The sequence below is a fragment of the Alteromonas sp. McT4-15 genome, from assembly GCF_020515205.1.
Classification (GTDB): Bacteria; Pseudomonadota; Gammaproteobacteria; order Enterobacterales; family Alteromonadaceae; genus Alteromonas.
This window is the reverse complement of record NZ_JAJALG010000003.1, coordinates 101375-126043: the sequence shown is the minus strand read 5'-3', so window position 1 is coordinate 126043 and position 24669 is coordinate 101375. Positions and strand designations below refer to the sequence as shown.

General features: G+C 44.3%; 25 protein-coding genes and 1 tRNA gene. 18 read left to right on the top strand and 8 right to left on the bottom strand.

Going from position 1 to position 24669, the window contains the following annotated elements:
- Positions 1-9: 9 nt before the first annotated feature.
- From LHL20_RS03855 to LHL20_RS03840, 4 genes are all read right to left on the bottom strand, one after another.
- Positions 10-780: a hypothetical protein gene (locus LHL20_RS03855; protein WP_226432312.1), complete on the bottom strand. Its 771-nt coding sequence runs from the start codon at positions 778-780 to the stop codon at positions 10-12.
- 70 nt (positions 781-850) lie between these two features.
- Entirely contained in the window at positions 851-1360 is a 510-nt protein-coding gene (locus LHL20_RS03850) for a hypothetical protein (RefSeq protein ID WP_226432311.1), read from the bottom strand.
- A 442-nt stretch (positions 1361-1802) separates the two neighbouring features.
- A tRNA-Arg gene (locus LHL20_RS03845) sits at positions 1803-1878 on the bottom strand.
- 56 nt (positions 1879-1934) lie between these two features.
- Positions 1935-3116, bottom strand: coding sequence for a flagellar assembly protein T N-terminal domain-containing protein (locus tag LHL20_RS03840; protein ID WP_226432310.1), 1182 nt, complete (start codon positions 3114-3116; stop codon positions 1935-1937).
- 377 nt (positions 3117-3493) lie between these two features.
- On the opposite strand from LHL20_RS03840, the gene LHL20_RS03835 reads away from it, so the two are divergent.
- On the top strand, positions 3494-3991 hold the full coding sequence (locus LHL20_RS03835) for an LPP20 family lipoprotein (protein WP_226432309.1): 498 nt from the start codon (positions 3494-3496) through the stop codon (positions 3989-3991).
- A 22-nt stretch (positions 3992-4013) separates the two neighbouring features.
- Here the strand turns inward: LHL20_RS03835 and flgN are convergent, their stop codons facing one another.
- The 3 genes from flgN to flgA all read right to left on the bottom strand — a co-directional run bounded on the left by flgN (position 4014) and on the right by flgA (position 5685).
- A complete protein-coding gene (gene flgN, locus LHL20_RS03830; RefSeq protein ID WP_226432308.1) occupies positions 4014-4445 on the bottom strand; it encodes a flagellar export chaperone FlgN in 432 nt (143 codons plus the stop codon).
- Positions 4446-4532: 87 nt separating this feature from the next.
- A complete protein-coding gene (gene flgM, locus LHL20_RS03825) occupies positions 4533-4862 on the bottom strand; it encodes a flagellar biosynthesis anti-sigma factor FlgM (protein WP_226432307.1) in 330 nt (109 codons plus the stop codon).
- Positions 4863-4965: 103 nt separating this feature from the next.
- Positions 4966-5685 (bottom strand): flagellar basal body P-ring formation chaperone FlgA, encoded by a 720-nt coding sequence (gene flgA, locus LHL20_RS03820; RefSeq protein ID WP_226432306.1) that lies wholly within the window; start codon positions 5683-5685, stop codon positions 4966-4968.
- A gap of 202 nt (positions 5686-5887) precedes the next feature.
- Between flgA and LHL20_RS03815 the strand changes: the two genes are divergently transcribed.
- The 13 genes from LHL20_RS03815 to flgL all read left to right on the top strand — a co-directional run bounded on the left by LHL20_RS03815 (position 5888) and on the right by flgL (position 18839).
- Positions 5888-6817 (top strand): chemotaxis protein CheV, encoded by a 930-nt coding sequence (locus tag LHL20_RS03815; RefSeq protein WP_226432305.1) that lies wholly within the window; start codon positions 5888-5890, stop codon positions 6815-6817.
- 15 nt (positions 6818-6832) lie between these two features.
- A complete protein-coding gene (locus LHL20_RS03810; protein WP_159623584.1) occupies positions 6833-7663 on the top strand; it encodes a CheR family methyltransferase in 831 nt (276 codons plus the stop codon).
- Positions 7664-7943: 280 nt separating this feature from the next.
- The gene (flgB, locus tag LHL20_RS03805) at positions 7944-8378 is read left to right on the top strand and encodes a flagellar basal body rod protein FlgB (RefSeq protein ID WP_226432304.1); all 435 of its coding nucleotides are present in this window, start codon (positions 7944-7946) and stop codon (positions 8376-8378) included.
- A 2-nt stretch (positions 8379-8380) separates the two neighbouring features.
- Positions 8381-8803, top strand: a complete 423-nt coding sequence (flgC, locus tag LHL20_RS03800) for a flagellar basal body rod protein FlgC (protein ID WP_159623580.1) — start codon at positions 8381-8383, stop codon at positions 8801-8803.
- 31 nt (positions 8804-8834) lie between these two features.
- On the top strand, positions 8835-9521 hold the full coding sequence (locus LHL20_RS03795) for a flagellar hook assembly protein FlgD (RefSeq protein WP_226432303.1): 687 nt from the start codon (positions 8835-8837) through the stop codon (positions 9519-9521).
- Between the two features lie 14 nt (positions 9522-9535).
- Positions 9536-10921: a flagellar hook protein FlgE gene (flgE, locus tag LHL20_RS03790; protein WP_159623576.1), complete on the top strand. Its 1386-nt coding sequence runs from the start codon at positions 9536-9538 to the stop codon at positions 10919-10921.
- A 214-nt stretch (positions 10922-11135) separates the two neighbouring features.
- Positions 11136-11879 (top strand): flagellar basal-body rod protein FlgF, encoded by a 744-nt coding sequence (gene flgF / locus LHL20_RS03785; RefSeq protein ID WP_159623574.1) that lies wholly within the window; start codon positions 11136-11138, stop codon positions 11877-11879.
- Between the two features lie 46 nt (positions 11880-11925).
- A complete protein-coding gene (gene flgG, locus LHL20_RS03780; protein WP_159623572.1) occupies positions 11926-12714 on the top strand; it encodes a flagellar basal-body rod protein FlgG in 789 nt (262 codons plus the stop codon).
- A 12-nt stretch (positions 12715-12726) separates the two neighbouring features.
- Positions 12727-13407 (top strand): flagellar basal body L-ring protein FlgH, encoded by a 681-nt coding sequence (flgH, locus tag LHL20_RS03775; RefSeq protein ID WP_159623570.1) that lies wholly within the window; start codon positions 12727-12729, stop codon positions 13405-13407.
- Positions 13408-13423: 16 nt separating this feature from the next.
- Entirely contained in the window at positions 13424-14542 is a 1119-nt protein-coding gene (locus tag LHL20_RS03770; RefSeq protein ID WP_226432302.1) for a flagellar basal body P-ring protein FlgI, read from the top strand.
- Positions 14543-14553: 11 nt separating this feature from the next.
- Positions 14554-15504, top strand: coding sequence for a flagellar assembly peptidoglycan hydrolase FlgJ (gene flgJ / locus LHL20_RS03765; protein ID WP_226432404.1), 951 nt, complete (start codon positions 14554-14556; stop codon positions 15502-15504).
- Between the two features lie 16 nt (positions 15505-15520).
- A complete protein-coding gene (flgK, locus tag LHL20_RS03760) occupies positions 15521-17608 on the top strand; it encodes a flagellar hook-associated protein FlgK (protein ID WP_226432301.1) in 2088 nt (695 codons plus the stop codon).
- A gap of 7 nt (positions 17609-17615) precedes the next feature.
- Positions 17616-18839 carry a flagellar hook-associated protein FlgL gene (gene flgL, locus LHL20_RS03755; RefSeq protein ID WP_226432300.1) on the top strand — a complete coding sequence of 408 codons (1224 nt, stop codon included), beginning with the start codon at positions 17616-17618 and terminating at the stop codon, positions 18837-18839.
- Positions 18840-18841: 2 nt separating this feature from the next.
- Here flgL and LHL20_RS03750 read toward each other — a convergent pair whose 3' ends face one another.
- A complete protein-coding gene (locus LHL20_RS03750) occupies positions 18842-19819 on the bottom strand; it encodes a hypothetical protein (protein ID WP_226432299.1) in 978 nt (325 codons plus the stop codon).
- A 238-nt stretch (positions 19820-20057) separates the two neighbouring features.
- Here LHL20_RS03750 and LHL20_RS03745 point away from each other — a divergent pair, with 238 nt between their 5' ends.
- The 4 genes from LHL20_RS03745 (at position 20058) to LHL20_RS03730 (ending at position 24663) form a co-directional block, all read left to right on the top strand.
- Positions 20058-20903: a flagellin N-terminal helical domain-containing protein gene (locus tag LHL20_RS03745; RefSeq protein ID WP_202264117.1), complete on the top strand. Its 846-nt coding sequence runs from the start codon at positions 20058-20060 to the stop codon at positions 20901-20903.
- Between the two features lie 706 nt (positions 20904-21609).
- A complete protein-coding gene (locus tag LHL20_RS03740) occupies positions 21610-22455 on the top strand; it encodes a flagellin N-terminal helical domain-containing protein (protein ID WP_159623561.1) in 846 nt (281 codons plus the stop codon).
- A 775-nt stretch (positions 22456-23230) separates the two neighbouring features.
- On the top strand, positions 23231-24070 hold the full coding sequence (locus LHL20_RS03735) for a flagellin N-terminal helical domain-containing protein (RefSeq protein ID WP_159623560.1): 840 nt from the start codon (positions 23231-23233) through the stop codon (positions 24068-24070).
- A gap of 92 nt (positions 24071-24162) precedes the next feature.
- Positions 24163-24663, top strand: a complete 501-nt coding sequence (locus LHL20_RS03730; protein ID WP_202264119.1) for a flagellar protein FlaG — start codon at positions 24163-24165, stop codon at positions 24661-24663.
- Positions 24664-24669 lie beyond the last annotated feature (6 nt).

The following is a 24669-nucleotide window of genomic DNA, read 5'->3' as shown; positions in this document are numbered from 1 at the left end:
AACAGTGGGTTAGTTAATAGTGTGGGGGATAGAGAGTACTAGACTACCACCAAACTTTTCGTTTTCTGTATAACGGATTACCACGTCGCCTTTTGACGCATTAATTAATGGTATTAATACTTTTCTGCGTTCGAGAGGACGATAAACGGCTACGTTGTTTAGCACGCCTAAGGTTTCACCATCTGTTGTTTCCACTACATAATCGCCGAACAATGAACGATTCCCCGTTCTTGTTTGCCATACCTGTATATGGGGCTGCCCGTTATGCATCACGGTAGAGGGTGAGGCGAGACTTGATTCAGCAAACACCTCACCGTGACGAACTATAATGGGTACGTTGTATGCCAGTTTACTTGCAAGGTTAACGTTTCCGCCTTCAGTAGGAGCAAGTTCAGTGACGATACGCAATACCGCGCGATATTCGCCATCGGCAAGCCCTGATGGTTTTCTTAAGGCAAAGCGTAGCGCCTGTCTTTCACCCGGCTTAATAGTGCCTCGCTTTGGCGAAAAGCGAATAAACTTATCGGCAGCCAATGGGTCGCTATTAACGCTGTAAATAGCACCCTCTTCGGTCATTTCGTTAAGCGTTAATTCAGCAGTGTACTTAAACTCTTTAGCACCCGTATTTCTTAATTGCAGTGAAGCGGTTCGGGTTTTACCGTCGAAATAGACTCTAAATTTAGATAGCGCGACATTGGCTGAAACCTGCGTTGAAAGTATTAGCCCAAAAAGTAAAAATGTATAAAAAAAGAAACGAGAAAAGAATGGTGTACTGCGCATAAAGTGAAGGTCCCAACTGCATGATTTGAGAGTGAAAGGGTGCTTGAATTAGCACCCTACTTTAGCAGTTTTACTGGAAAGATACATCTACGATGTAGTTTGCTGTATAGCTGTCACCAGGTGTTAGTGCAGTAGTAACAGTCATCTGACCGTATACGTCAAGCGTTAAGTTATCACCCGTACCATTAGTCGTTACAGCAATAGCGGTGTTGTCAGCGTTATTTTCATGTGTACCAACAGCGCCGTTGATATCAAACTCAGATACAAATGAAACGTTAGTACCAGCTTGACCTGTAACGGTTACGTTTAGTGGTACGTTAGCGGTCAGCCCACTTACTGTGATTAGACCAATAGCAATGTTTGCGTTGGTTGCATCACAGCTTCCTGTAACTGCACCTGTGTTGTCCATTGTACAAACGGCACCTGAAGTTGGTTGCATCGCACCAAAATGAAGTGCAGTAGTTTGTGCAATTGCCGCATCAGAGATGGCATTTACAGTAGCTTGAAATGTGCTATTTGCAGCAATTGTTGAAGCAGATAGCGTTGAAAGTAGCGCAAGAGAGACTAAGCGTTTTTTCATGTGTATATCCCAAATTATCCCTAAAAGTGTCACCGAAATTCCAGTGACACGAAAACGTTATAAATTTTATAGTGGTGATGTACGCTGTTTTAGACTGCTAGCATACTTCGACGGTTATTCAACCACATGACTTGACAAAAGATAAAGTATCAACACACATAACTAATTAAGCAGTGCCTTGATTTCAGGTGAGAATTGGAATTATTAACTTCGTTAGCTTTTGTTTTTAATGGGATTTTTATAGATTCGGAGTGTATTTTTTGTACTCGAAAAACAGCTTAATACTTTCGTATAAATTTTCAGTTAGCCCAAAAATGCTATTTTTTTAATACTTTAGGCGAGTTTTTTTCATTAAAAATCGACTTTTTCCACGAAATGCACAAATTGCAAGACAAAAGATCTTAGCAATTTACGTTAAAGGTATGTAAAAATATCACGAAAATGGCGTCCCCACCGCGACTCGAACGCAGATCTAAAACTTAGGAGGTTCTTGTTTTATCCAGTTAAACTATGAGGACAGCATCTTGATTATACGTAAAAAATTAGTCCTGTTAACCCATAGAATAGAATCACACTATTTCTTCACAACAAAATCGTTCTCCTGAATATTAGCCACAATACCTGTATTCTTACTCACTACTGACGAGGAGTTGCTATACGCGTTACGCACAACAAAAGTACCTGGGTAAAGGTGATATTGAAGGTATTTACGGCCATAGTTGTCTATGACTTCTTTTGATTGATAAACGTATAGTTCATCATTATTACTAACGCCGTTATCGTGCCCCAAAGACACCGAAATAACATCGCCTGCAACGTGGATAACTCGCCCTGTAATTGGCTGGCATGCTGTCGCTTCTTTTATATCTTGCACGGCGTCTTCAACGAGCTCTTGCACTGCTTGCCCATAACGGGACTGCCAAAATGCGGTTGAGTATTCGTCAACATTCTCAAACTTGTCAAAACTCCACTGCGCACGTGTTTTGTAATTGTGCGTGAACAGAAGACCACCATTGATACCATCGTATACGCGCAGGGTAAGCGAAAAATGTCTATGCTGTTTGTCGTCTTTCCAAGGTGTGAAAATTGATGATGGAGATGTTTCAATACTGAGGTCGTCTATACTGCCGAGAATAACGTACTGCGTGTTGCTTTGCTGAGAAAGATTGCGCACATTTTGTTCGGTAAATTGGGTTTTAAATTGGGCAGTGTGGGGCGCTATGTGCGTAAGTTTCAGGTTGTCGGTGGTATTGCGCATTATAAAACCAAAGCGCTCAGTAAATGCCTGGTCAAAGTTTACAATGTTACCATGAGTGAGTTGCTGACGGCTTTTAACTAAAAAGCGCGTTGTTGAAAAGTGTTTCTCATCAAATTGTGCGTCACATGATTGTGCTTTTGGAAAGATATCGGCTCTGATACTGACGGTAATAACGTTGCCATTGTATATTTCATCGACTAATTCTAATTGAGCAACTTCGCCTGAGGCGCTGATTGTCATTTCTTCGTTTTCAAGCAGCCCATTAGTAAGTGTGTGTACACTGTGGATAGACGCACCAGCGAATAACATTGCTTGTTTTAGTGCTTCTTGCGTAGCTTTCTTTCTTGCGCCTTCTTTATCGCCATCAATAATAACGGCTTGTCCTTTAGCTTCATACCATGCGGCATTTGCTTGCCCCATAAAAAGTGCAATTAGGCAAATGACCACCACAACAATGTTAAATAGGGCTGTTGCTGTCACTCTATTTAAATGTCGCACAATACACCTCTGTAAAATGTCACTAATACCTTGACGCAACGCGCGTCAGGCGTCTATTGATAAGGGCGTTTGGTTGTATTGTTGTGCGCGGCTTTTACCGCGCTGTTTATACCTTGTCTATTAAGGCAAGAAGCAAACGCATATGGGATATGCTAAAAAGATGCCAATAATCTTTGCCAAAAATCCGTCTATTGATTGCATAGCATTTCAGGCAATTTATAGCCCGTAATCAAACTTACAATGGATTCAGGTTTACGAGAGTAGTTCAAATGGGCGCACAAATTGCTTTATGAATAACTGTTACATTAATTCAAAGCCAATAGACGCTTAACAGCGTCAAAATGTTGTCTGAGTTGTTTTTGCCAGGAAATACGGTTATGCCATGTAAAGTGTCTAAGAAACTTAAGAATATCGGTCAATCTTCGTTGCTTGCTATTTCGCTAGGGGCTGCACTTTCTTTGGGTGGCTGTGGCATTATCGACAAGCATGTGGAATGGGAAACGGTAGAACCCGAGAGCTATCCTATACTTAAAGCGGTTGGTTATGCGCCTATTGACTCTCAGCGCGGTGACAGTGAGAGCGCTAAGCTAATAATGGCAATGAGAGCTTCAAAACTTGATGCCTATCGCGAGTTAGCTGAACAAGTATACGGGCAGCGTTTAGAAGGTAACCAATCTGTCTCGAGTCTTGTGGTTGAAAGTGAAACACTCAAAGCATCAGTAGAAGGTGTTATCCGTGGCGCTGAGGTTATGAAGGCGTATCCTGTTGGAGATAACACTTATGTTACCGAACTCTCATTAGATATGAAGCAGGTCTACGACCTTTACCTAACGACAGCAAAGCCTAGAAGGGTGAAGAACGTTAAATACTATTAAGGTAGTGCCGAGTTAAATTGCGTTACGCACTTACGCCAGAACCCAAAGTGCCACCTTTCGGTTTACCTTTCTTATCGTAAGTCAACGATTCTTTGGCGCGTAACTCCATCATCAAATTGCGTAGGTGTGTGAGGCGTAGCTGTCCTTGCTCAACGGCTTTTTGATTGATTTGAGTTCGATACTTACAATCGTCTAAAAGCGACTTTGCTTTATCTAGTAACGCTTCTTCTTTTTCAGTCATTTCTTGAGCAGCATTTATCAACTGCTCCACCTGACCGTCAAGAGTTTGAATAGCTTCCAGTAAGACAGACTTCTCGTCGAGCAAACGCATGAGTGATTCTGCTTCGCGGGAACTGATCAATTGCAATTCTTTTTCAAGCAATAAAGCGAGTGTAGAAAGTTGTTCTACCTGTTTGCTTAGTGCCTGTTCCAAATTGCTCATCTGTTCTGTCACTTCGATACCTGTATTACATTACTTATTAAGCTACTTACTAAATTACTTTAAAGATTAGTGGACTCTAGACGCCAACGGGCATGAGTTTTACTTTGAGCTGAAGATTTCTGACTCAAGTTTTGCAATTTTGTTAGCCAGTACTTCTGGATTAACGCGGTACTCACCACTTTGAATTGCTTTTTTAAGACGATCCACTTTTTCCTGATTCACAGGCGCTTCAGACCCTTTCTTTTGAACTTGATTTAACTGCTGCGCCGATTGTGTCAACGAAACAGAATCTTGACGTGGCACAGGTGCTGTCGATGCAGTCTGAGCCGATGCCTGTTGTTGGGCTTGCTGCGTTTGATTTTGCTGCGCAACCTTGCCATTATCAACGGGAGTTTTAGGTAACCCATTGTTTATATTGTTAATTGCCATAATTAATCCTCACTACCTTTTTGCCTCTGTTATTTGTATCGGCCTAGCGCGTAATTTCTTTAGCCTTTTTACTAACAAAAGCGGTAGATTTTCACTGCCTCAATTACAAGTGTATCACGACTTCTTCTGAACTGGCGACTCTTGCAATAACAGGCTTTTGGCTCGTGGCGTTAATAACTTTAATGTTATCACCTACAACACCGTCTTGTTGGGCAATTCCAGCTGTTTTTACTTCCATCCCAGCCACCTGCGCGGTAATGGTAATCCTATCACCTTTACATACAAAGCATAGCATATTGCTTTGCAGCGCCTGACCATCAGTTACCCGCCGTTTTACGCGAGCGCCAACAAGCGCATCAATATCAGTGAAAGCGGTAAATCTAAGTTTTCGAATATCCACTTTGGCAAGTGATAGGTTTGAAGCGGTCAAAACCGTTCCTGGACTTACCGCGCCTTGAGTCACCACAATTTCCGTAGTGCGCGTAACTTGACCACTTGTGAATAAATACCAATCATTATCGCCACAACTTACACGAACAGATATGTACGACTGAGCGAGCGCTTCATCAGAAGCATGGTATTGGAAGCCAGTAGGGCAATTGGGAATGTTTATTCTATCGTCTATCTTCACAATTGACACATCAGTGCTAGTATCTTGAGAGTTATCAGCAAGTTGTGACAATAAATATTGTTTCGCGCCTTCTTCGACTTTTTCGTGCATACTTTGCGAAGCATCACTCGAAATGGGAACAAGACCCATCGCAACGAGTGTGACGAACGAATAAATGGTTCTGCTTAGGCTGGCGTACGTATTTTTCATCATGACTTTTCGTGTTCAGTTGTTGAGTTATTGACTATGCTTAAGTAACTCAATGCAGATAACAAAGTTGCAGTAACGTGCATTTTGGTCGATAACCAGAAGCAAGCGTCATTTTTCTGTCGTTTGACCTGCAAAAATTTAGTGATATTGTCTATCTTAAACATAGTAGGCAATGATCATGCCCAGTATTACTTAGAGGTGACCTATGTCGGGGATTTTAGATTCAGTTAACCAGCGCACCCAGCTCGTTGGACAGAATCGTTTAGAGCTGTTGCTGTTTAGACTGAACGGACGTCAGCGTTTTGGGATTAACGTGTTTAAAGTGCGTGAAGTACTTCAATGTCCACCTCTAACCGCAATGCCGAAGTTGAACCCGCTAGTACGCGGCGTTGCACATATTCGTGGGCAAACAATTTCAGTAATAGACCTGAGCATGGCTACCGGTGGTAAGCGCATTGAGGATTTAAAAAACGCCTTTATTGTAATCGCTGAATACAACCGCTCTGTTCAGGGATTTTTGGTGGGTGCTGTAGAGCGCATCATCAATACAAACTGGGATGCTATTATGCCGCCACCTCAAGGTACAGGGCGTGCCAGCTATTTGACCGCAGTTACAGAAGTAGAAAATGAGCTAATCGAAATCCTCGACGTTGAAAAAATCTTAAATGAAATTTCACCGCTCAACGCTGAAGTAAGTACTGAGGTTGCAGAGGGCTTAACCACCCAAGGCCAAGAGAACAAAATCATCTTTATTGCAGATGATTCTGCCGTGGCGCGCAATCAGGTGAAGAAGGCGCTAACAAGCCTAGGGCTTGAAATAGAGCTTGCCAAAAACGGGTTAGAAGCACTTAACCGCCTAAAGGCGATTGCCGAAGAATATGGTGATGTAACAAATCGAGTAGGTGTATTGGTATCGGATATTGAAATGCCTGAAATGGACGGCTACACCCTTACTGCCGAAATCAAAAATACACCAGAGCTTCAGAAGCTTCATGTCGTTTTACATACCTCATTAAGTGGTGTGTTCAACCAAGCCATGGTGCAGAAAGTCGGGGCCGATGACTTTATCGCTAAATTCCACCCTGATGAGTTGGCTACAGCGGTCCAAAAATGGTTAATGACTGAATGCGAGTAACGGAGCAACACTGCATTGGCTAATAAAGATGTTTCGCCAGAAAGTTACCTTAAATTTAGAGACTTTCTCGAAAAGCAGTGCGGTATTGTATTAGGTGACAATAAACAGTACTTAGTACGAAGCCGCCTTGCCTCTTTGCTATACAAGCATAAGTACGAATCTGCGGATGAACTTATCGATGTTGTTGTGCGCGGTTTTGATCGCACACTTCTGCAAGGTGTGATCGATGCAATGACCACAAACGAAACGTTGTGGTTTCGAGATAATTACCCGTTCGATCTTCTCATTAAGGATTTATTGCCAAAACTCGCATCTAAGAATCAGAAGATTAGGATCTGGAGTGCGGCATGCTCTTCCGGCCAAGAGCCATATTCTATTGCCATGTCAGTACTTGAGTTCCAGCGTCAGCGGCCGGGCGCTCTGCGTGCTGGCGTTGAAATAGTGGCAACTGATCTTTCTTCTGAAATGCTTAAGAAGTGCGAGCAAGGTATCTATGACGAACTTTCACTTGCTCGTGGTCTTTCTGCTCAGCGCCGTGACACTTTTTTTGAGCAACACGAAACAGGCCTGATGCAAGTGAAGCCTGAAGTTCGGCGAATGGTATCGTTTAGAAGTCTTAATTTGTTGTCAAGTTATGCAGGTCTTGGCCGCTTCGACATCGTTTTTTGCCGCAACGTCCTTATTTATTTTTCACCTCAAGTTAAACAGCGAATACTGCAACAAATTGCCGGACAGCTGCAAAGTGATGGCGTACTGTTCCTTGGCGCTTCTGAATCTATTAGCGCAGCGAGTGATATCTACAGCATGGTTAAGTGCCACCCTGGGCTCTACTATCAAAAAAAATAAATATTAATATGGGTTTGATTAATAAGTGTTTTTCTTCTAATTGAACCCGTTTTCTTACTTCTCTTTCCCCGTCAAAAACACATTTTGGCATCTGCTTTGCTAAATAATCTTCAAGAAAGCCTAACCGCAATCAAAAATAAGTATCGATGACGTGTGTTGAACTTCTACACACATCACATGCTTAGAAGAGACTTTTTCATTTCTCATCTTGTGGGCAAATAAACGCCAAGCCAAAAGATGAACGCAGAGAAAGCAATACGAGTAAGTCAGAGGTCGATTTATGGCAATTAATTTAGACAAATTAGTAGGGTTTCACGAATCCGCGCTCAAGATACGCACAGAGCGTATGGAAGTGATTGCGGGCAACCTTGCCAACGCCAATACACCTGGCTACAAAGCCAGAGATATCGATTTTAACAAAGCTATGCAGTCTGCAATGAAAGAAAGCTCGGGGGGCGTATCTTCTCACTCTTCAGGTGGTCTCGTTAGGACAAATTCTCGCCACATAGGCGGCAATTCAACGTCAGTATCGGCAAATTTTGACATGAAATACCGAATCCCGACTCAACCTGATACGGGAGACGGGAACTCTGTTGAAGTACAAGCCGAAAGAAATCGATTTTTAGATAATGGGTTGCGTTATCAAGTAAGTCTTGAATTTTTGAATGGAAAAATTAAAGGCATGAAGAAAGCGTTAAGCTCTGGAGGTCAATAGTCATGAGTCTTTTTAATGTAATGACAATATCGAGCACAGGTATGGAAGCGGAAAATGTGCGCTTAAATACCACTGCAAGTAATATCGCCAATGCGAATTCGGTGAGCAGTAGTTACAACGAGACCTACCGAGCAAGACACCCTGTGTTTGCAACAGCGCTTCAAGATGCCATGCGCGATCAGTCAAAAGGTACTGGCGTGCAGGTAAGAGGCATTGTAGAGAGCGATGCGCCACTTCAAGTGGAGTATGCACCAAATAACCCAATGGCAGACGAGAATGGCTACATCTATAAGCCGAACGTCAACATTGTGGAAGAAATGGCGAATATGATGTCGGCGTCAAAAGCTTACGAGACAAATGTGCAAGTTGCCGATACAACCAAAAGAATTTTCCGCCGCGTGCTTCAACTCGGTCAAGGGCAATAATCTGCCGCTTGGTTAATGTGAGGATAAACCAGTGAATACCATAAACAATACCGGCTTAAATACAGATTTGTATTGGCAAGAAGAGACGGTGAAGATTGCCGATGGGACTGAGCAGCAGCTATCGCAAGAAGATTTCTTCGCGATGTTGACTGAACAGCTTGCCAATCAGGATCCGACCGCACCGGTTGACAATGACCAAATGGTTGCTCAGATGACATCTTTTACCATGGCTGATGGTATTTCACAGCTAAATGAAAAGTTTGAGTCGTTCGCTGCTTCCATGACATCAAACCAAGCGCTTCAAGCCTCTAGCCTTATTGGTCAAAACGTATTGGTGCAAGGCAACGTGGGCTATATGGCAAATCAAGGTGACGGCATTTCAGGGGTAGTTGTGAACGAGAAGACAGTTCAGAACATGAAAATTACCATTGAAAACCAATACGGCGAAGTAATTAAAACAATTGATGCTGGCACCCAAACTGCTGGCAACATCGAATTTGAATGGGATGGCAAAGACAAGCATGGCAATGATGTCACCCCAGGCGAGTATGTAATCAATGCTACCGGTGAGTTGAACGGTGAAGGTGTTCAGTTGAACACAGCCGTAAACCGCCATGTGGGAAGTGTCAGTTTGGCCGTTAGTGGTCAAGGCGTAATTTTGAATTTGGATGGTGATGTCAGTATCAATCTTGATGACGTCATTCAAATCGGCAGTTAGTAGGAGAATCAATAATGTCTTTTAATATTGCACTGAGTGGCGTATCTGCCGCACAAAAAGATTTGGATGTAACCGCCAACAACATCGCAAACGTAAATACAGTTGGCTTTAAGGAATCACGTGCAGAGTTTGGTGACGTATATGCGGCATCACTGTTGGCGGGTGGTAAAACCAAAGTGGGTGATGGTGTATTAACGCAAGAAGTTGCACAGCAGTTTTCACAAGGTAGTTTGCAATTTACCAATACTTCACTAGATTTGGCGATTACCGGCAATGGCTTTTTTGCCACTGTACCTGAAATAACCTCTCGCGATTTTTCTTTCACTCGCGCAGGCCAGTTCAAGCTAGATAGTGATAACTTTGTCGTTAACAGTAATGGTGACAACCTGCTAGGTTTTCCAGTGAACGCTGATGGCACGAGTGCATCGGTTGCATTAAGTACCACTGAGCCCGTGCGAATTCCTGACTCTTCGGGTTCGCCGCAGCAAACTTCTGAAGTCGATATTAGAATGAACCTACCGGCGGGTGATTCAGCACTTGATCCAGCAGATTTTAACCCAGAAGACCCCTTAACTTACAACGCGGCAACGTCAGTGACAGTGTACGATTCATTAGGTGATAGCCACGTAATGACATACTACTTTATTAAAGACGGCACCGCGGGTGTAGATAACGAATGGTATGTTGCAACAGCCGTTGACGATACCTTGGTTGACATGACCGACTCTGCTGGCGCTGATACTGACCCTGCCACGGCAGTGAACGTTTTGGGGACAAATACGGGTAACGCAGTGACTGCCTCCAAGCTCATCTTCTCGCAAGGTGGTGACTTTGTTGGGATGGAAACGCCAGATGGTACTGCAACACTAGACTTCAAGATGCAAACAGAGGCACTTGGTGCCACTATTTTGGCGAACGGTTCAGATCCATCGCAACAAATTAGCATTGATTTTAACCTTGATGTTAATGGTGCAACACCGAATGAGCCTACTCAGTTCGCGTCAGCATTCGAGGTAACGTCTCTTGAGCAAGATGGTTTGCCAGTGGGCCGTTTGACGGGGATTGATATTGGTCCAGATGGCCTTGTGCGAGCAACTTTCTCAAACGGTACGTCTGAACCTATCGTGCGTGTAGCCTTGGTACGCTTCTCTAATGAGCAGGGCCTTACTCAGGAAAGTAGCACGCAGTGGAAAGAAAGTATTCTGTCTGGTGAGGCACTAGCAGGTGAAGCTACCACGGGTACCTTTGGTGAAATTAACTCATCAGCGCTAGAGCAAGCGAACGTAAACTTGACCACTGAGCTAATCGACATGATTATCGCTCAGCGTAACTTCCAGGCAAACTCTCGAGCGCTTGAAGTAAACAACTCGCTTAACCAGACTATCCTGAATATTCGATAGGCGGATAGGGCGGCAGAAAAGCGGCAATAATTAAGCGCTTTTTCGTCGGCGAAATTCATATTACTTCACGAGGTCGCCTCTGCGCGGCCTCTTTATTTTTCTATATTTTTCATACCTCTACAACGTCATATAAGCCTGTTGGCTACAAACTCTACACATTGGCATTGCCTTTGCAAAATCAAGGGTAAGGTTTAATCAGAGTCAAAAGTCAGTCATGGACAAACTTCTCTACATCGCAGCAAGTGGCGCTTCTCAAGATCTTTTAGGTACTGGTGTACGCGCGAACAACTTAGCCAATGCGCAGACTACAGGTTTTCGTGCTCAGTTAGAGCAGGCAAGGTCAATGCCCGCGTACGGTGAAGGCTTGCCAACCCGAGTATTTTCAATGACAGAGAGCCCTTCAAATAATTACGAGTCTGGCCCGATGATCAAGACTGAACGCGACCTTGATGTTGCAATTCAAGGGGACGGGTGGTTTGCGGTTCAAGACCAAAACGGGCAAGAAGCGTACTCGCGAAATGGTAACTTCAAGTTAGGCGACGACGGAATTTTGACAGATGTTCAAGGACGCCCTGTATTAGGCGACAACGGTCCAATTTTTCTTCCAGTGCCGTTGGACAACTTGAATATTGCTTCTGATGGCACATTGTCTATGCGACAACTCGGCGCACCCGCCAACGTTATTGAAGAGGTGGGTAGACTGAAACTTGTCAGCCCTAACTACGCTGATATGGAGCGTGGTCGAGACGGTCTTTTTCGAATGGAAGACGGCTCAATAGCAGATCCCAATGCTAACGTGAAAGTGATGTCAGGCATGCTAGAGGGGTCGAACGTGAATGCCGTAGAAGAAATGGTCGACATGATCAGTCTTCAGCGCCATTACGAGCTTCAAGTAAAAGTAATGAAGCAAGCGGAAGAATTAGATACTCGCGGCAACATGCTGCTACGAATTCTGTAAACGTATTTTAAGATTTGTTGCTTGATAGGCAACGTCGGAGGTTAACATGCATCCAGCACTGTGGATTAGTAAAACCGGACTTGATGCCGCACAAACTGATGTTGCTGTGGTATCTAACAACTTGGCAAACGCATCAACGGTTGGCTTTAAAAAAGACCGTGCCGTGTTTGAAGACTTGTTATATCAAAATATCAATCAGCCAGGTGGCCGTTCGTCAGCAGATACTGAGCTGCCTTCGGGACTAATGCTAGGTTCAGGTTCGAAAGTGGTTTCTACGCAAAAAGCACATACGCAAGGGAATCTACTAACAACCGAAAATGCGTTAGATTTATCTATACAAGGCCGTGGCTATTTCGAAATACTTCAGCCAGATGGCACATTAGCGTACAGCCGTAATGGGCAATTTAGTCTAAACGACCAAGGACAAATTGTTACCTCAGGTGCAGGTTACTTGTTACAACCTCAAGTCACGATCCCTCCTGATGCGCAGCAAATCACGATTTCACAAGACGGTCAGATCAGCGTAAGTATTCGAGGACAAGCAGAGCCTCAGCTACTTGGACAGTTGAATGTGACCGACTTTGTCAACCCAACTGGTTTGCAACCCACTGGGCAAAATCTTTACGTTGAAACGGCATCAAGTGGTGCGCCTATACAAGGCATCCCCGGTTTGCAGGGTCTTGGCATGATCTCTCAGGGTACGCTGGAAACGTCGAATGTAAACGTGACAGAAGAATTGGTAAACCTTATTGAAAGCCAACGTCTTTATGAGATGAACTCGAAAGTTATCTCCTCTGTTGATCAGATGCTTGGTCAAGTTATTCAACAGCTGTAGGAGTAGGTTGAAATGCGTTGCGCCATTTTCATTATGCTTTGCTCACTGCTTAGCGCCTGTCAGAGTACTACTGATGAGCGCGTTCAGGCGAATGACCCGTTTTATGCGCCTGTCGTGCCGAATTATCCGGAAGAAACCGTTATTGAAGACGGCTCCTTGTTTAGACCTCATCTGGCTAACAGCTTGTATTCGGATGTTACCGCACGTCAAGTAGGTGACATTATTACCGTGGTACTAAGCGAGAATACGGCGGCAACGAAATCGGCTAACACGACCACATCGCGTGAAACAACAGCAGACCTGCAACCGATTACGGGGTTAGCGGGCAACGCCATTAACATAGGCAATCAGTCCATTCAATTTGGTCTTGATTCGTCGAATGACTTTTCGGGTGATGCTGCGGCCAATCAGACCAACAGCCTTCAAGGCGCTATCTCGGTAACAGTTGTCGATGTGCTCCCCAACAAAAACTTAGTTGTGCGCGGTGAGAAATGGATGACCCTTAACCACGGAGATGAATATATCCGTCTTACAGGTGTGATTCGTCCGTTAGATATCAACCCTGACAATCAAATAGAGTCTACCAAAATTGCCAATGCGCGCATTCAATACAGCGGCACTGGTACCTTTGCAAGAGCACAAGAAAAGGGCTGGTTGGCAAAGTTCTTCGATTCATCTTGGTGGCCACTTTAACGTGGAGAGTGTAGTTATGCGTTATTTTTCGTTTTTCGCGATAGCACTGTGCATGTGTGTAGGCTGCATTCATAGCGCTAATGCACAGCGTATTAAAGACGTAGCATCCATTCAGGGTGTTCGTTCAAATCAGTTAATTGGTTACGGTTTGGTTGTCGGCTTGCCAGGCACTGGCGAACAGAACCCTTTTACTGAGCAAAGTTTTAGAACCATGTTGGCTAATTTTGGTATACGGATGGATGCCAACACGCGACCTAATACGCGAAATGTTGCCGCGGTGGCGGTACATGCTAATTTGCCCGCTTTCGCCAAACCCGGTCAAACCATTGATGTAACTGTATCCTCAGTTGGTCAAGCGAAAAGTCTGCAAGGTGGCTCGTTGTTACAAACTTTCCTGCGCGGTGTTGATGGCAAAGTGTATGCCGTGGCACAGGGGAGTTTGGTGGTAAGCGGTTTCGGTGCAGAAGGCGGTGATGGTTCTCGAATCGTTGTAAATACGCCAACGGTTGGGCGCATTCCCAATGGAGCCATGGTAGAGCAAAGCGTGCCAAGTGGCTTTGCCAATGGGGATTATTTGACGCTTAATCTTCACTATCCTGATTTTTCCACTGCTAAAGCGCTAGCTGACACCATCAATGAAAGATTGGGTGCGCAGCCTGAGAATGGTTATGTTATTGCAAAGCCCATTGATGCCGCTTCAGTAAGAGTAACTGCACCTAGAGACGCAGGCCAACGCGTTGGTTTTTTAGCAACCCTTGAGAACTTTGACTTCACGCCAGCGGATGCGCCTGCGCGTGTGGTTATCAATAGTCGAACAGGCACTATTGTCATTGGAAGCGACGTTCGTTTGTTGCCTGCAGCCATCACGCACGGTGGGCTTACCGTCACAATTTCCGAAAATCAGCAGGTTTCGCAGCCCAATGCCTTCGGTGAAGGACAAACCGCGATTACTACACAGTCGATTGTAGATGTTGATTTGGCTGACAGTCGCATGTTCAAGTTCGAACCAGGCGTCACATTGGATCAGCTTGTTCGCGCCGTCAATGAAGTCGGAGCGGCACCTGGTGATTTGATGGCAATTCTTGAAGCTTTGCGTCAGGCCGGTGCCCTACGCGGCGAACTGGTCATTATTTAGGAAGCTGCATGATGGAAGCGCTCAGTACTAAAAATCAATTGGACATGGCTCGCAATGTTCACGATTTAGGTAGCATTAACAAAATGCGCGAAGCAATAGCGTCTGGCGATGAGAAAGTATTGCAAGAAGCCGCTGAGCAATTCGAAGCTATATTCGTGCAGATGATGTTGAAGTCTATGCGTAAAGCACAAGACGCACTCGCTGATGAAAATAGCCCGTTTAATTCTCAACAAGTAAAATTCTATCGCGACATGCATGACCAGCAGCTTGCTGCTGACTTGACGGCTAATGGTGGGTTAGGGCTTGCTGACGTGATTGTTAAGCAGTTAGGGCAAACCGAAGATAGTTATACGCCATCGAGCGTTATTCGTAGTGATGGTAATTTGTCATCACTAAATCGCGAACGTGCACAGTACATTGAGCAAGCGCAAGATCTCGCCCTAAATTCACGCTCTATTCGCACTCAGTCTGCGCGTAAAGATGCGATGTTTGAAAGCCCAGAACAGTTTGTTGAAAGTCTCATGCCAATGGCACAGAAAGTGGCTGACAAGTATGGAATGGATCCCAAAGCAATTATTTCGCAGGCTGCTGTTGAAACAGGGTGGGGAAAATTTGTTATCCATACCGCTGACGGAAAAAGTTCTCACAACTTGTTTGGCATAAAAGCAAACGCCCAATGGCAAGGTGAGCAAGCGGTTGTAGATACCCTTGAGTTTAATAACGGCATCGCTCAAAAACAAAAAGCGGCATTTCGTTCTTACGGCTCTGTAGAAGAGGCGATGGAAGATTATGGGCGCTTCATTACATCACAGCCTCGTTATAATCGAGCGGTAGAGCAGGCCTCTGATGCGCGCCAGTACACACAAGCACTACAAGACGCTGGTTACGCTACCGATCCAGAATACGCGAACAAGATAATGGCCGTTTATCACAGCGACCGACTCAGTGCGCTAATGCCATAGGGATGGAGAGATCAAAATGAATTCGGTTGATTTATTTTCTATAGCGACAAGTGGTGTTAATGCCAGTAGCAAGCTGCTTCAGACCACCAGTAATAACATTGCCAATGTGAATACGCCGGGGTATGTTCGCGAGCGCACAGAAATTAAAAACAGCGGTGTGTTTGGTGTAGAAATTGGTAATACTGAACGTATCATCAATGTCTTTGCCCAAAATCAGCTGCGAAGAGACATTACGTCTGTGGGAGAGTTGGAATCATTTTCTCAAAAGACAACCGCCATAGACAACTTGCTTGCCAGTGAGGCCAATTCTATATCAAAAGGGCTGACTGAATACTTTTCGGCGTTACAAACTGCAGCTGACGACCCTACCAATCTCGCCTCCAGAGAGCAGGTGCTGGGTAAGTCTGAGTCGCTGTACAACCGAATGAAGACGCTTTCTGATTACATGATAGAGAAGGAAGAAGAACTCAACTTAGAATTTACTTCTTTGATCAATCGTGCCAATACCTTGATTGGAAATATCGGTGATCTTAACCGAAATATTGTCATCGCGAATGGTAACAACACCAGCGACCAGCCTAGTGCACTGCTTAATGAACGAGACAAAGCGATTGATGAACTCGCCTCAATCATGGGGATTTCAGTAAAAGAAAGTCAAAGCCAAAATGGTGCCGTAACCATTAACCTGACATCAGGAGAGTCACTTGTACTTGAAAACGGCGCGTTTAATTTGTTTGAGCTAAATAGCAACGCTGACCTAAACTTTAAGCAGTTAAAGCTAGAAACTGATTTTGGTTCAAATACCAAAGCCGACGCGTCGGTGCGCATCGTGGAAAGTGACTTGGGCGGAAGTATGGGCGGATTGTTCCGCTACCGTGACGAAGTGCTAGGCCCAGCAATGCGTGATGTGGGGCAGTTGTCAGTAGCCTTCGCTGATGCGATGAATACCCAAAATAAGCTTGGGATGGACCTAGATGGCCAGTTAGGTGGAGATATTTTCACTATTCCTACATTCCCAGGTTTAGCATACGAAGGCACTACTGGTGACTATGTTGTAACCGCGCAAATTACAGAAGGTCAAGGCGCTGAACTGACTGACGCAGACTATCGCATAGAGGTGACAAACGTGGCAGCAGGTGTGCCGAGTGAAATTGAAATTACCTTGCTCAATTCAGACGGAACACCAAAAAAAGATGCATCGGGCAATGATATTATTTATTCAAATTTTGCTGTAACCACTGGATTTAATGAACTGCCAGGTGGTATCGAAGTCGACTTCTCAGGGACGTCGACGTATGCCATAGGCAATGAATTTTTGATTCAGCCCACTAAGACGGTTGCATCAAGCATAACGCTTGCAACGAACCGTCCTGAAGATCTAGCCTTTGCAAACCCAGTTCGCGCTGGCGCCGACGATACGAACTTAGGTAGTGCAAACGTCATTGATGTTACCGTGACAAATACCACTGTGGGCGCGGGCACCGACCGTTCTGCGTTTGATGGTGCGGGTGGCCTCGACACTGCGGCACCTGCACAAATCGTGTTTACTGCTGCAAATACCTATGATGTACTCGATGGCACGGGGGCGACGATTGCGACGGTAACAGGGGCCACTGATCTGAATAACTTGATTGAGCAAGCGAAAAATAGTGGTACTTGGCCAGCGGGTTTTGCCGGTCTGACTGATTACCCTGGGTATGATCTAAGCCTCGACGGCTTGCCGCGTGCTGGGGATAGTTTTTCTATTGGCTATAATACCGACGGTTTTAACGACAACAGCAATGCACTAAGTTTAGCTGCACTGCAAAATGCCAACAACGTACAAGTAAGTAGCGAGTCAACAAATACGCCACGCACCTTTCAAGATGCTTATGCTTCTATGGTTGGGCGTATTGGTGAAGATACAGCGATGGCGAATGTATCACTGGCGTCAGCTGAGGCAATGAAAGTTCAGTCTCAAAACTGGTTTGAGTCAGTATCGGGCGTGAGTCTAGATGAAGAAGCTGCGAATCTTATAAAGTATCAGCAAAGTTATGCTGCCGCCGCTCGTATTTTGTCTACGGCACAAGATTTATTTAATACCATTTTGCAATCTGCAAGGTAGGTGAGTAATGCGTATTTCAACAAACCAACTTTATGATCAGAACATGCGTTCTATTATGAACAACCAAGGCGATCTTGCTAAAACGCAAGAGCAGCTCGCCACGGGAAAGCGCATTATTACCCCAAGTGATGATCCTGTCGGCGCGGCGAAAGTTCTTCGCCTCACTGAAGAAATCGATGAATTGAGTCAATTTCAACGCAATAACGATTTGGTTACTGGCTCGCTAGAACAGCAAGAAGCGGTATTAACGAATATTACTGACTCAATTAACCGGGCAAGAACCCTTGTCGTACAGGCGGGCAATGGCATTCTTTCAGACCCTGACAAACGTGCCATTGGTGCTGAACTTGAACAAATTAAGTTAGAAGTGTTCAATTTGATGAATACGCAAGATGCAGATGGTAACTACTTGTACGCGGGCTATCAGTCAGGCAACCAAGCGTTTGATTACAACCCAGCTGCAACTGGCAATGCGATTACTTTTGCAGGCGACCCCGGGGTAAGCTTCATTCAATTGTCGAACAGCTCAAAAATTCAATCGACCAGCAATGGCTATGAAGTGTTTGAAAATGTACTCTCGCGGTTTAAATTTTCAGTAACTGGCAGCACTGTGGCTGACTTAGAAAGCGCAACAGTAAAACAGCAAGGTACGTTTGATACGTTTTTCGACAAAAACTATGACCCGGTTACCGCAGCTAACAACGACTATCAAATTACGTTTTTAGCGTCAGGGCAGGCACAACTGGTAAATCAAGGCACTGGTGCAGTAATTGACACCGTTGATTACCAGTCCGGAACACCATTTAGTATCAAAGGTATGGAGTTTGAGGCAACGGCGACTACAGGTGATACCATAGACTTTTCGCTCAATGCGCCAGAAAAGAAAAGTGTGGCGCAATCACTTCATGAGATCCAAGTTATTTTAATGGACTCAACTATTAACAATAGCGCGCTGCAAGAGTCTATCGCCGATGCGCTTGTGGGCCTTGATAATGGGCTTGAGAAAATCTCACTAGAACGGGCATCTATCGGTAGTCGGCTCAATATTGCCGAAAGTACTTACGAAAGTAATTTAGATATGGAAATCGCAGCCAAAGCTGCACGTTCTTCGATTCAGGATATTGACTATGCCGAGGCTTCTACGGAGTTTGCGAAGCAAGAAACGGCATTGAGTGCTGCATTGGCCACTTTTCCCCAAGTGACCAATTTGTCTCTATTCAACTACATATAAACCTACGAATACAGCGTGTTTACGCCAGTTATTTTAATCATGTAAACACGCGCTTCATTGTCGATATGGCAAGAGTAGTAAGAGCAATATAACGTATCACCTTCAAGCACAAGTCCAGGATAACTAGTGTCACCCGCACTGGGTAAGGTCACAAGTTCACGAAGCGTTTTGGTATCAGCATTAAAATGCCAAAGGCGAGTGGAAAACTTGCGAGCCTGCCAGTCAATATGTCGCCCGGCAACTAAAAAGTTACCATCCTTAAGTGCCACAGCGGCCGGACCACCAATATAGATCCCTAAATCATACCACTGCCAATTCACATACGGTGCCACCGCTGTGCCAAATTGTGCACTAAATGTGTCTGCATCGCGCCTCAAAAAGACCGACGCAGTACCAGCGTCGTCAATGAGAAAAGCACTTTCGTTAGGGTATCCTTTTCCCTGTTTTTTCCTACCAAATAAATTGGGTCTATAGGCTTGCATTGAGCGTGTTGGATCGCCTTTAAAAAGAGAAATAAATTCAGAAGGGCGATTGTAAGCGAAGCCATAGGCTTCTTCTTTGTACCATGTGTGATTCCACAGCCACCATCGACTCTCACCAAACTCATTTCTACTCGACCACGACTCTCCCGTAGTACTGAAAAAGCTCACCATTTTGGTAAACATGGTTCCATCTTCTAAAAATGTTTTGGCATAGGCAGTAAGAATTAACCTTTGCCCATCAAATGAAAACTTCGGGTCACGCAAATCATACTTTGGCAGCGATAACCTAGTGTGTCGAATAACGTTGAATGTCGTCTTATCAAGAGTAAGTATTCGGATCCTTCCGTCAGGGCTGACATGATCTTGCGCTTCTCGATAACAGCAAAATAACGTTTTATGAGAATCGTCAAAAGGATTGTCGTGCAAATCGGTAAATGCTGCGTGTTTTGCTGGCTTAGAAATGCGTACAGGTTTTTCGAACTGAATTTTGTCAAACATCGAAATCTCCTTTAAAAATCTGACCCTTAACCAAGAAATATCTATTTCCTTACGGCAATACCTTACCGCTTTTCGGCAATTTTCGTAATTTTTTCTAAAGGGAAGTTAAATCTTGTCGATATAGATTCTGAGAGAGCCAGTTCATCAATTACCCCTCAGGTGTTGGTGACTACTAAAACAAAACGTCGGTATGTCCGACTGCCAGCACCAGCTGGACTGAGAGTGTAGGAGAGACTTTATGTCTATGTTCGTCAATACCAATGTATCCTCATTGAACGCCCAGCGTCAGCTTTTTGATGTGAGCAATTCTTTGAGCACGTCTTTCGAACGTCTATCTTCAGGCTTCCGTATCAACAGCGCTGCTGATGATGCTGCAGGTCTACAGATTACCGATCGTATGACTTCACAAGTGCAAGGCCTTAACCAAGCGGTTCGTAACGCAAACGATGCGATCTCACTGTCGCAAACTGCAGAAGGTGCACTACAAGAAACTACAACAGCACTACAGCGTATCCGTACGTTGGCTATCCAGTCGCAAAACGGTATCAACAGCTCTGCTGACCGTGTAGCGCTTCAAAAAGAAGTGTCTGCGTTGCGTACTGAAATTTCACGTATCTCTACAACTACCCAGTTTGCTGGTGTAAATGTATTGTCGGGTGACTTTTCAGCTAAATTCCTAGTGGGTGCCAATGCGGGTCAAACTATTTCTGTTAACTTGTCTTCTGGTACGCTTACCCGTGCTGGTGTAAGTGGCTTCAGTGCAACAGGCCTAGGTGTGACAAGTGCAGACGTTCTAAGCGAAAGCAATGCATCAAGCATGCTGACCGCGGTTGATAGTGCTATTTCTGCAATCGGTGGCTTGCGTGCCGACCTTGGTGCACTTCAGAATCGCTTCCAGTCAACTATTCGTAACTTGAGCAACATATCAGAAAACGTATCTGCAGCCCGCTCTCAGATCAAAGATACTGATTTTGCAACAGAAACGGCTAACTTGACGCGTAATCAGATTATCCAGCAGGCAAGTACAACTGTATTGTCTCAGGCTAATCAGCGTCCACAGGCTGCGTTACAGCTTCTTGGATAAGCGCGTTAGCGAGGGTGGAGCCAGGAGGTAGTGCTCTGTTCCACGAGATAACTCAAAAGCTGACACTCATGAAGTGTCAGCTTTTTTTTGACTTTTTTCTAACAAATACATCGGTTTCTGCCATTCAACTCTTCCTCAGTTCCTTGTAACTATCTGAAATTTAATTACTTTATTCTTTCTTCGAAAGGCGCGTCAAAAAACATAAAAAAACGCTAAAGGAAATTCCCTGATGTGACGATAACTATTACAAAGGGGAGGTAAAGATGTTTTTTATCTTCTGGTGCAAACAATAATAATTCTAATGCACGTAAAGCAACAAAACTTTGCACCTTAATTTCAATTTAGGTGTTCATTAAAGTTAGGAAAAACAGTGCTTTAAAGGTGTAAAAATTAATTTCAAATATTATTAAAGGAAATTTGTTTTTATGTCGATAAATAAGAAGGTTTGCTGAAGTTGGGTGGAGCTGCTGACCGGCGAGAATGAAGCCAGGAGGTAGTGAGAGGTTTGAGGTTCTGGAACAACAAACCCACCAGCCAGCAAAGAGAAGTAAATTCTCTTTTTAGCAAGTTTCATCGGTAGTGTGCCGATAAAACGTCAGATTTACTCTGACACTGGTAAATAAAGCACAGGCTATGCCAAATATTTAAATCCAATGCGCAAACAATAAAAATAATAGCGCACACTTAAAACTGTTAGGAGAGACCCATGAGTCTATTTGTAAATACCAACGTGTCTTCATTGAATGCACAACGTCAATTATTCACTACTGGCAACAATCTAAGCACCGCGTTTGAGCGCCTTTCATCAGGCTTCAGAATTAACAGTGCAGCGGATGATGCTGCTGGTCTACAAATTACTGACCGTATGACATCTCAGGTTCAGGGGTTGAACCAAGCTGTGCGTAACGCGAACGACGGCATTTCACTTGCGCAAACCGCAGAAGGTGCAATGCAAGAAACAACGACAGCACTTCAACGTATTCGTACGTTGGCCATCCAATCTCAAAACGGTATTAACAGCTCTGCTGACCGTGTCGCGCTGCAAAAAGAAGTTTCTGCACTGCGTACAGAGATTTCACGTATTTCAACGACCACACAGTTCGCAGGTGTAAACGTACTGTCTGGTGATTTTTCAGCGAGATTCCTTGTTGGTGCGAACGCAGGTCAAACCATCTCTGTTAATTTGTCTACCAATGCATTGACGCGTGCAGGTGTAAACGGATTTAGTGCTACTGGTTTGGGCATTACCACCGACAACGTGTTAACCGAAGGTTCTGCGTCAAGCCTATTGACTGCAGTTGACTCAGCGATATCGGCTATTGGTGGCTTGCGAGCTGACCTCGGCGCATTACAAAACCGTTTTCAGTCAACAATTCGTAACCTGAGCAATATCTCTGAGAATGTATCTGCGGCAAGATCACGAATTAAAGATGCAGACTTTGCCACTGAAACGGCAGAATTAAGCCGTAACCAGATTCTTCAGCAAGCAAGTACAACTATTCTTGCCCAGGCGAATCAGCGTCCTCAGGCAGCATTGTCACTACTAGGTTAATTACGTAGGCGTTAATTTGGGAAGGAGTTGAGAGGCCATCCCCCACAAAGGTTGGCGGCCATAGGGCCGCCCCTTTAAAGAAAGCGCCGACTAACAGGACTGAGAGTGTAGAAGTGTTGGTTGAGAGGCCAGTTTATCCTACTTAAACCCTGCCAGCCGACAGAAACTGAATTTGCTCAATCTCCTAACGTGAGCAAATTGGCCGAGATAAATTGTCTCGGCCTTTTTTTATTCTTACCGAAACATCCCGTCAATTTCAAACACAAGCTGAGCAACACTGTGTGTTCAAATATTACTTAGCATGTTTAGTGCCAACTTTGATATTTTTGAAAGGTTATCTCTGAGCGCGCGGGATACAAGAACATTGTGATTCATTCATCAACTCGTCGACCTTTTTCTCGTAGCAATCTAATTCTCGTTTTCAACGCCTAAACGGGACACACCTGATAATAGTCTGTTTTACGCAAAAGCGTTTTGGGCGTTGGGTTTTTCGCATGCTTTTTTTCAAACTTGTTGCACAAACTCCATTATCTCATCAAAAAAATTAAAATAATTAATTGTTTTAAATCAATTGTTTATGTTGTTTTTGTGATTATTTTTCAAAAAAATAGAAAAAAAAGCTAAAGAACCTAAAGGGTTGGCCGATACCTATTGTTGAGGGGTAATTTACTTTACTTTTACGAGAGGAGTTAGCAGGGAGTAGTGACCCAGCTAATTTGAACTGGAAGGGTTTGATGATACCACAACGGCCATCGAATCCCTAGGAGGTAATCTAATGTCTTTATTTGTAAATACTAATGTGTCTTCGATTAATGCACAGCGTCAGCTTTTTGACGTTAATGATCGTCTAAACACATCTTTTGAAAGACTTTCATCGGGATTCCGTATTAACAGTGCTGCAGATGATGCCGCTGGTCTTCAAATCTCAGATCGTCTTACATCACAGGTGCAAGGTCTTAACCAAGCTGTGCGTAACGCCAATGACGCTATTTCATTAGCACAAACGGCTGAAGGTGCACTAAGCGAAGTAACAACTAGCTTACAGCGTATCCGTACTCTAGCTGTTCAATCACAAAATGGTATCAACAGCTCTGCAGACCGTCTGGCGCTTCAAAAAGAAGTGTCTGCGCTTCGTACTGAAATTTCGCGTATCGCAACGGATACGCAGTTTGGTAACGTTAACTTACTTGATGGTAACTTCTCTGCGAAGTTCCTAGTTGGTGCGAACGAAGGTCAAACAATCTCTGTTAATTTGTCGTCTACAAACTTAGGCTCAATTAGCGGATTTAGCGCAACTGGTCTTGGTATTACAAGCAACGATGTTTCAACTGCAACTGGCGCTTCGTCATTGCTTTCTGATATCGACGGTGCAATCTCGGGTATTGGTGCGGTTCGTGCTGATTTGGGTGCGCTTCAAAACCGTTTCCAATCAACTATTCGTAATCTAAGTAATATTAGTGAGAATTTGTCTTCAGCGCGTTCACAAATCAGAGATACTGACTTTGCAACAGAAACCGCTGAACTGACTAGAAACCAGATTATTCAGCAGGCATCTGTTTCAGTTCTCAGCCAGGCAAACCAGCGTCCGCAAACTGCGTTGTCGTTGCTTGGATAAGCTATACTATATTAGTTACCTTAATTGAGATGTAACGGGTGTTTGCTTTTTGAGCAAGTACCCGTTTTGTCGTTTCAGTAAGGAGGTATTAGGTGGAAATTCAAAATACCCAAAATGGCCAAGCTTTTGCATCGGTTACATCAGTAGCGCCAAATAACGCTGTTGCGCCGGTTCGCGTTGAGACAGAAGGATCACCAGAGGTAGACTCTTCTCGCGAACAATCACTGTCTCAACAAAAGCAAAGTGCAAATGTAGCTGTTGAGCGGAACACAGCTAATTCGGCGGTCGACAGTAAAAATTTATCTCAAGCTTCTAATCGACAAGCCGATATAGAAGATAGTGAGAGAAATGGCGCCCAGCTTGAAGAAGCTGTCGCTAAAGTTGAATCATTCTTGAAAGTTCAGAATCGTGATTTAGCGTTTACCATAGATGAAAATACAAATCGCTCTGTGGTAACGGTAAAAGATTCATCATCTGGTGATGTGATACGGCAAATTCCTTCCGAGGAAGTACTAAAACTTGCCGAGCGTATCCAAGAATTACAACAGGATGTTGGGAACAGCGTGGGAGTGTTTATCAACAATCAGGTTTAATGAGGT

Coding starts and splice junctions, on each gene's coding strand:
- flgL (WP_226432300.1), top strand. CDS start 17,616: ATGCGTATTTCAACAAACCAACTTTATGATCAGAACATGCGTTCTATT.
- flgE (WP_159623576.1), top strand. CDS start 9,536: ATGTCTTTTAATATTGCACTGAGTGGCGTATCTGCCGCACAAAAAGAT.
- LHL20_RS03735 (WP_159623560.1), top strand. CDS start 23,231: ATGTCTTTATTTGTAAATACTAATGTGTCTTCGATTAATGCACAGCGT.
- flgA (WP_226432306.1), bottom strand. CDS start 5,685: ATGATGAAAAATACGTACGCCAGCCTAAGCAGAACCATTTATTCGTTC.
- LHL20_RS03770 (WP_226432302.1), top strand. CDS start 13,424: ATGCGTTATTTTTCGTTTTTCGCGATAGCACTGTGCATGTGTGTAGGC.
- flgG (WP_159623572.1), top strand. CDS start 11,926: ATGCATCCAGCACTGTGGATTAGTAAAACCGGACTTGATGCCGCACAA.
- flgK (WP_226432301.1), top strand. CDS start 15,521: ATGAATTCGGTTGATTTATTTTCTATAGCGACAAGTGGTGTTAATGCC.
- LHL20_RS03750 (WP_226432299.1), bottom strand. CDS start 19,819: ATGTTTGACAAAATTCAGTTCGAAAAACCTGTACGCATTTCTAAGCCA.
- flgC (WP_159623580.1), top strand. CDS start 8,381: ATGAGTCTTTTTAATGTAATGACAATATCGAGCACAGGTATGGAAGCG.
- flgM (WP_226432307.1), bottom strand. CDS start 4,862: ATGGCAATTAACAATATAAACAATGGGTTACCTAAAACTCCCGTTGAT.
- LHL20_RS03815 (WP_226432305.1), top strand. CDS start 5,888: ATGTCGGGGATTTTAGATTCAGTTAACCAGCGCACCCAGCTCGTTGGA.
- LHL20_RS03850 (WP_226432311.1), bottom strand. CDS start 1,360: ATGAAAAAACGCTTAGTCTCTCTTGCGCTACTTTCAACGCTATCTGCT.
- flgH (WP_159623570.1), top strand. CDS start 12,727: ATGCGTTGCGCCATTTTCATTATGCTTTGCTCACTGCTTAGCGCCTGT.
- flgB (WP_226432304.1), top strand. CDS start 7,944: ATGGCAATTAATTTAGACAAATTAGTAGGGTTTCACGAATCCGCGCTC.
- flgJ (WP_226432404.1), top strand. CDS start 14,554: ATGGAAGCGCTCAGTACTAAAAATCAATTGGACATGGCTCGCAATGTT.
- LHL20_RS03835 (WP_226432309.1), top strand. CDS start 3,494: ATGCCATGTAAAGTGTCTAAGAAACTTAAGAATATCGGTCAATCTTCG.
- LHL20_RS03855 (WP_226432312.1), bottom strand. CDS start 780: ATGCGCAGTACACCATTCTTTTCTCGTTTCTTTTTTTATACATTTTTA.
- flgF (WP_159623574.1), top strand. CDS start 11,136: ATGGACAAACTTCTCTACATCGCAGCAAGTGGCGCTTCTCAAGATCTT.
- LHL20_RS03745 (WP_202264117.1), top strand. CDS start 20,058: ATGTCTATGTTCGTCAATACCAATGTATCCTCATTGAACGCCCAGCGT.
- LHL20_RS03740 (WP_159623561.1), top strand. CDS start 21,610: ATGAGTCTATTTGTAAATACCAACGTGTCTTCATTGAATGCACAACGT.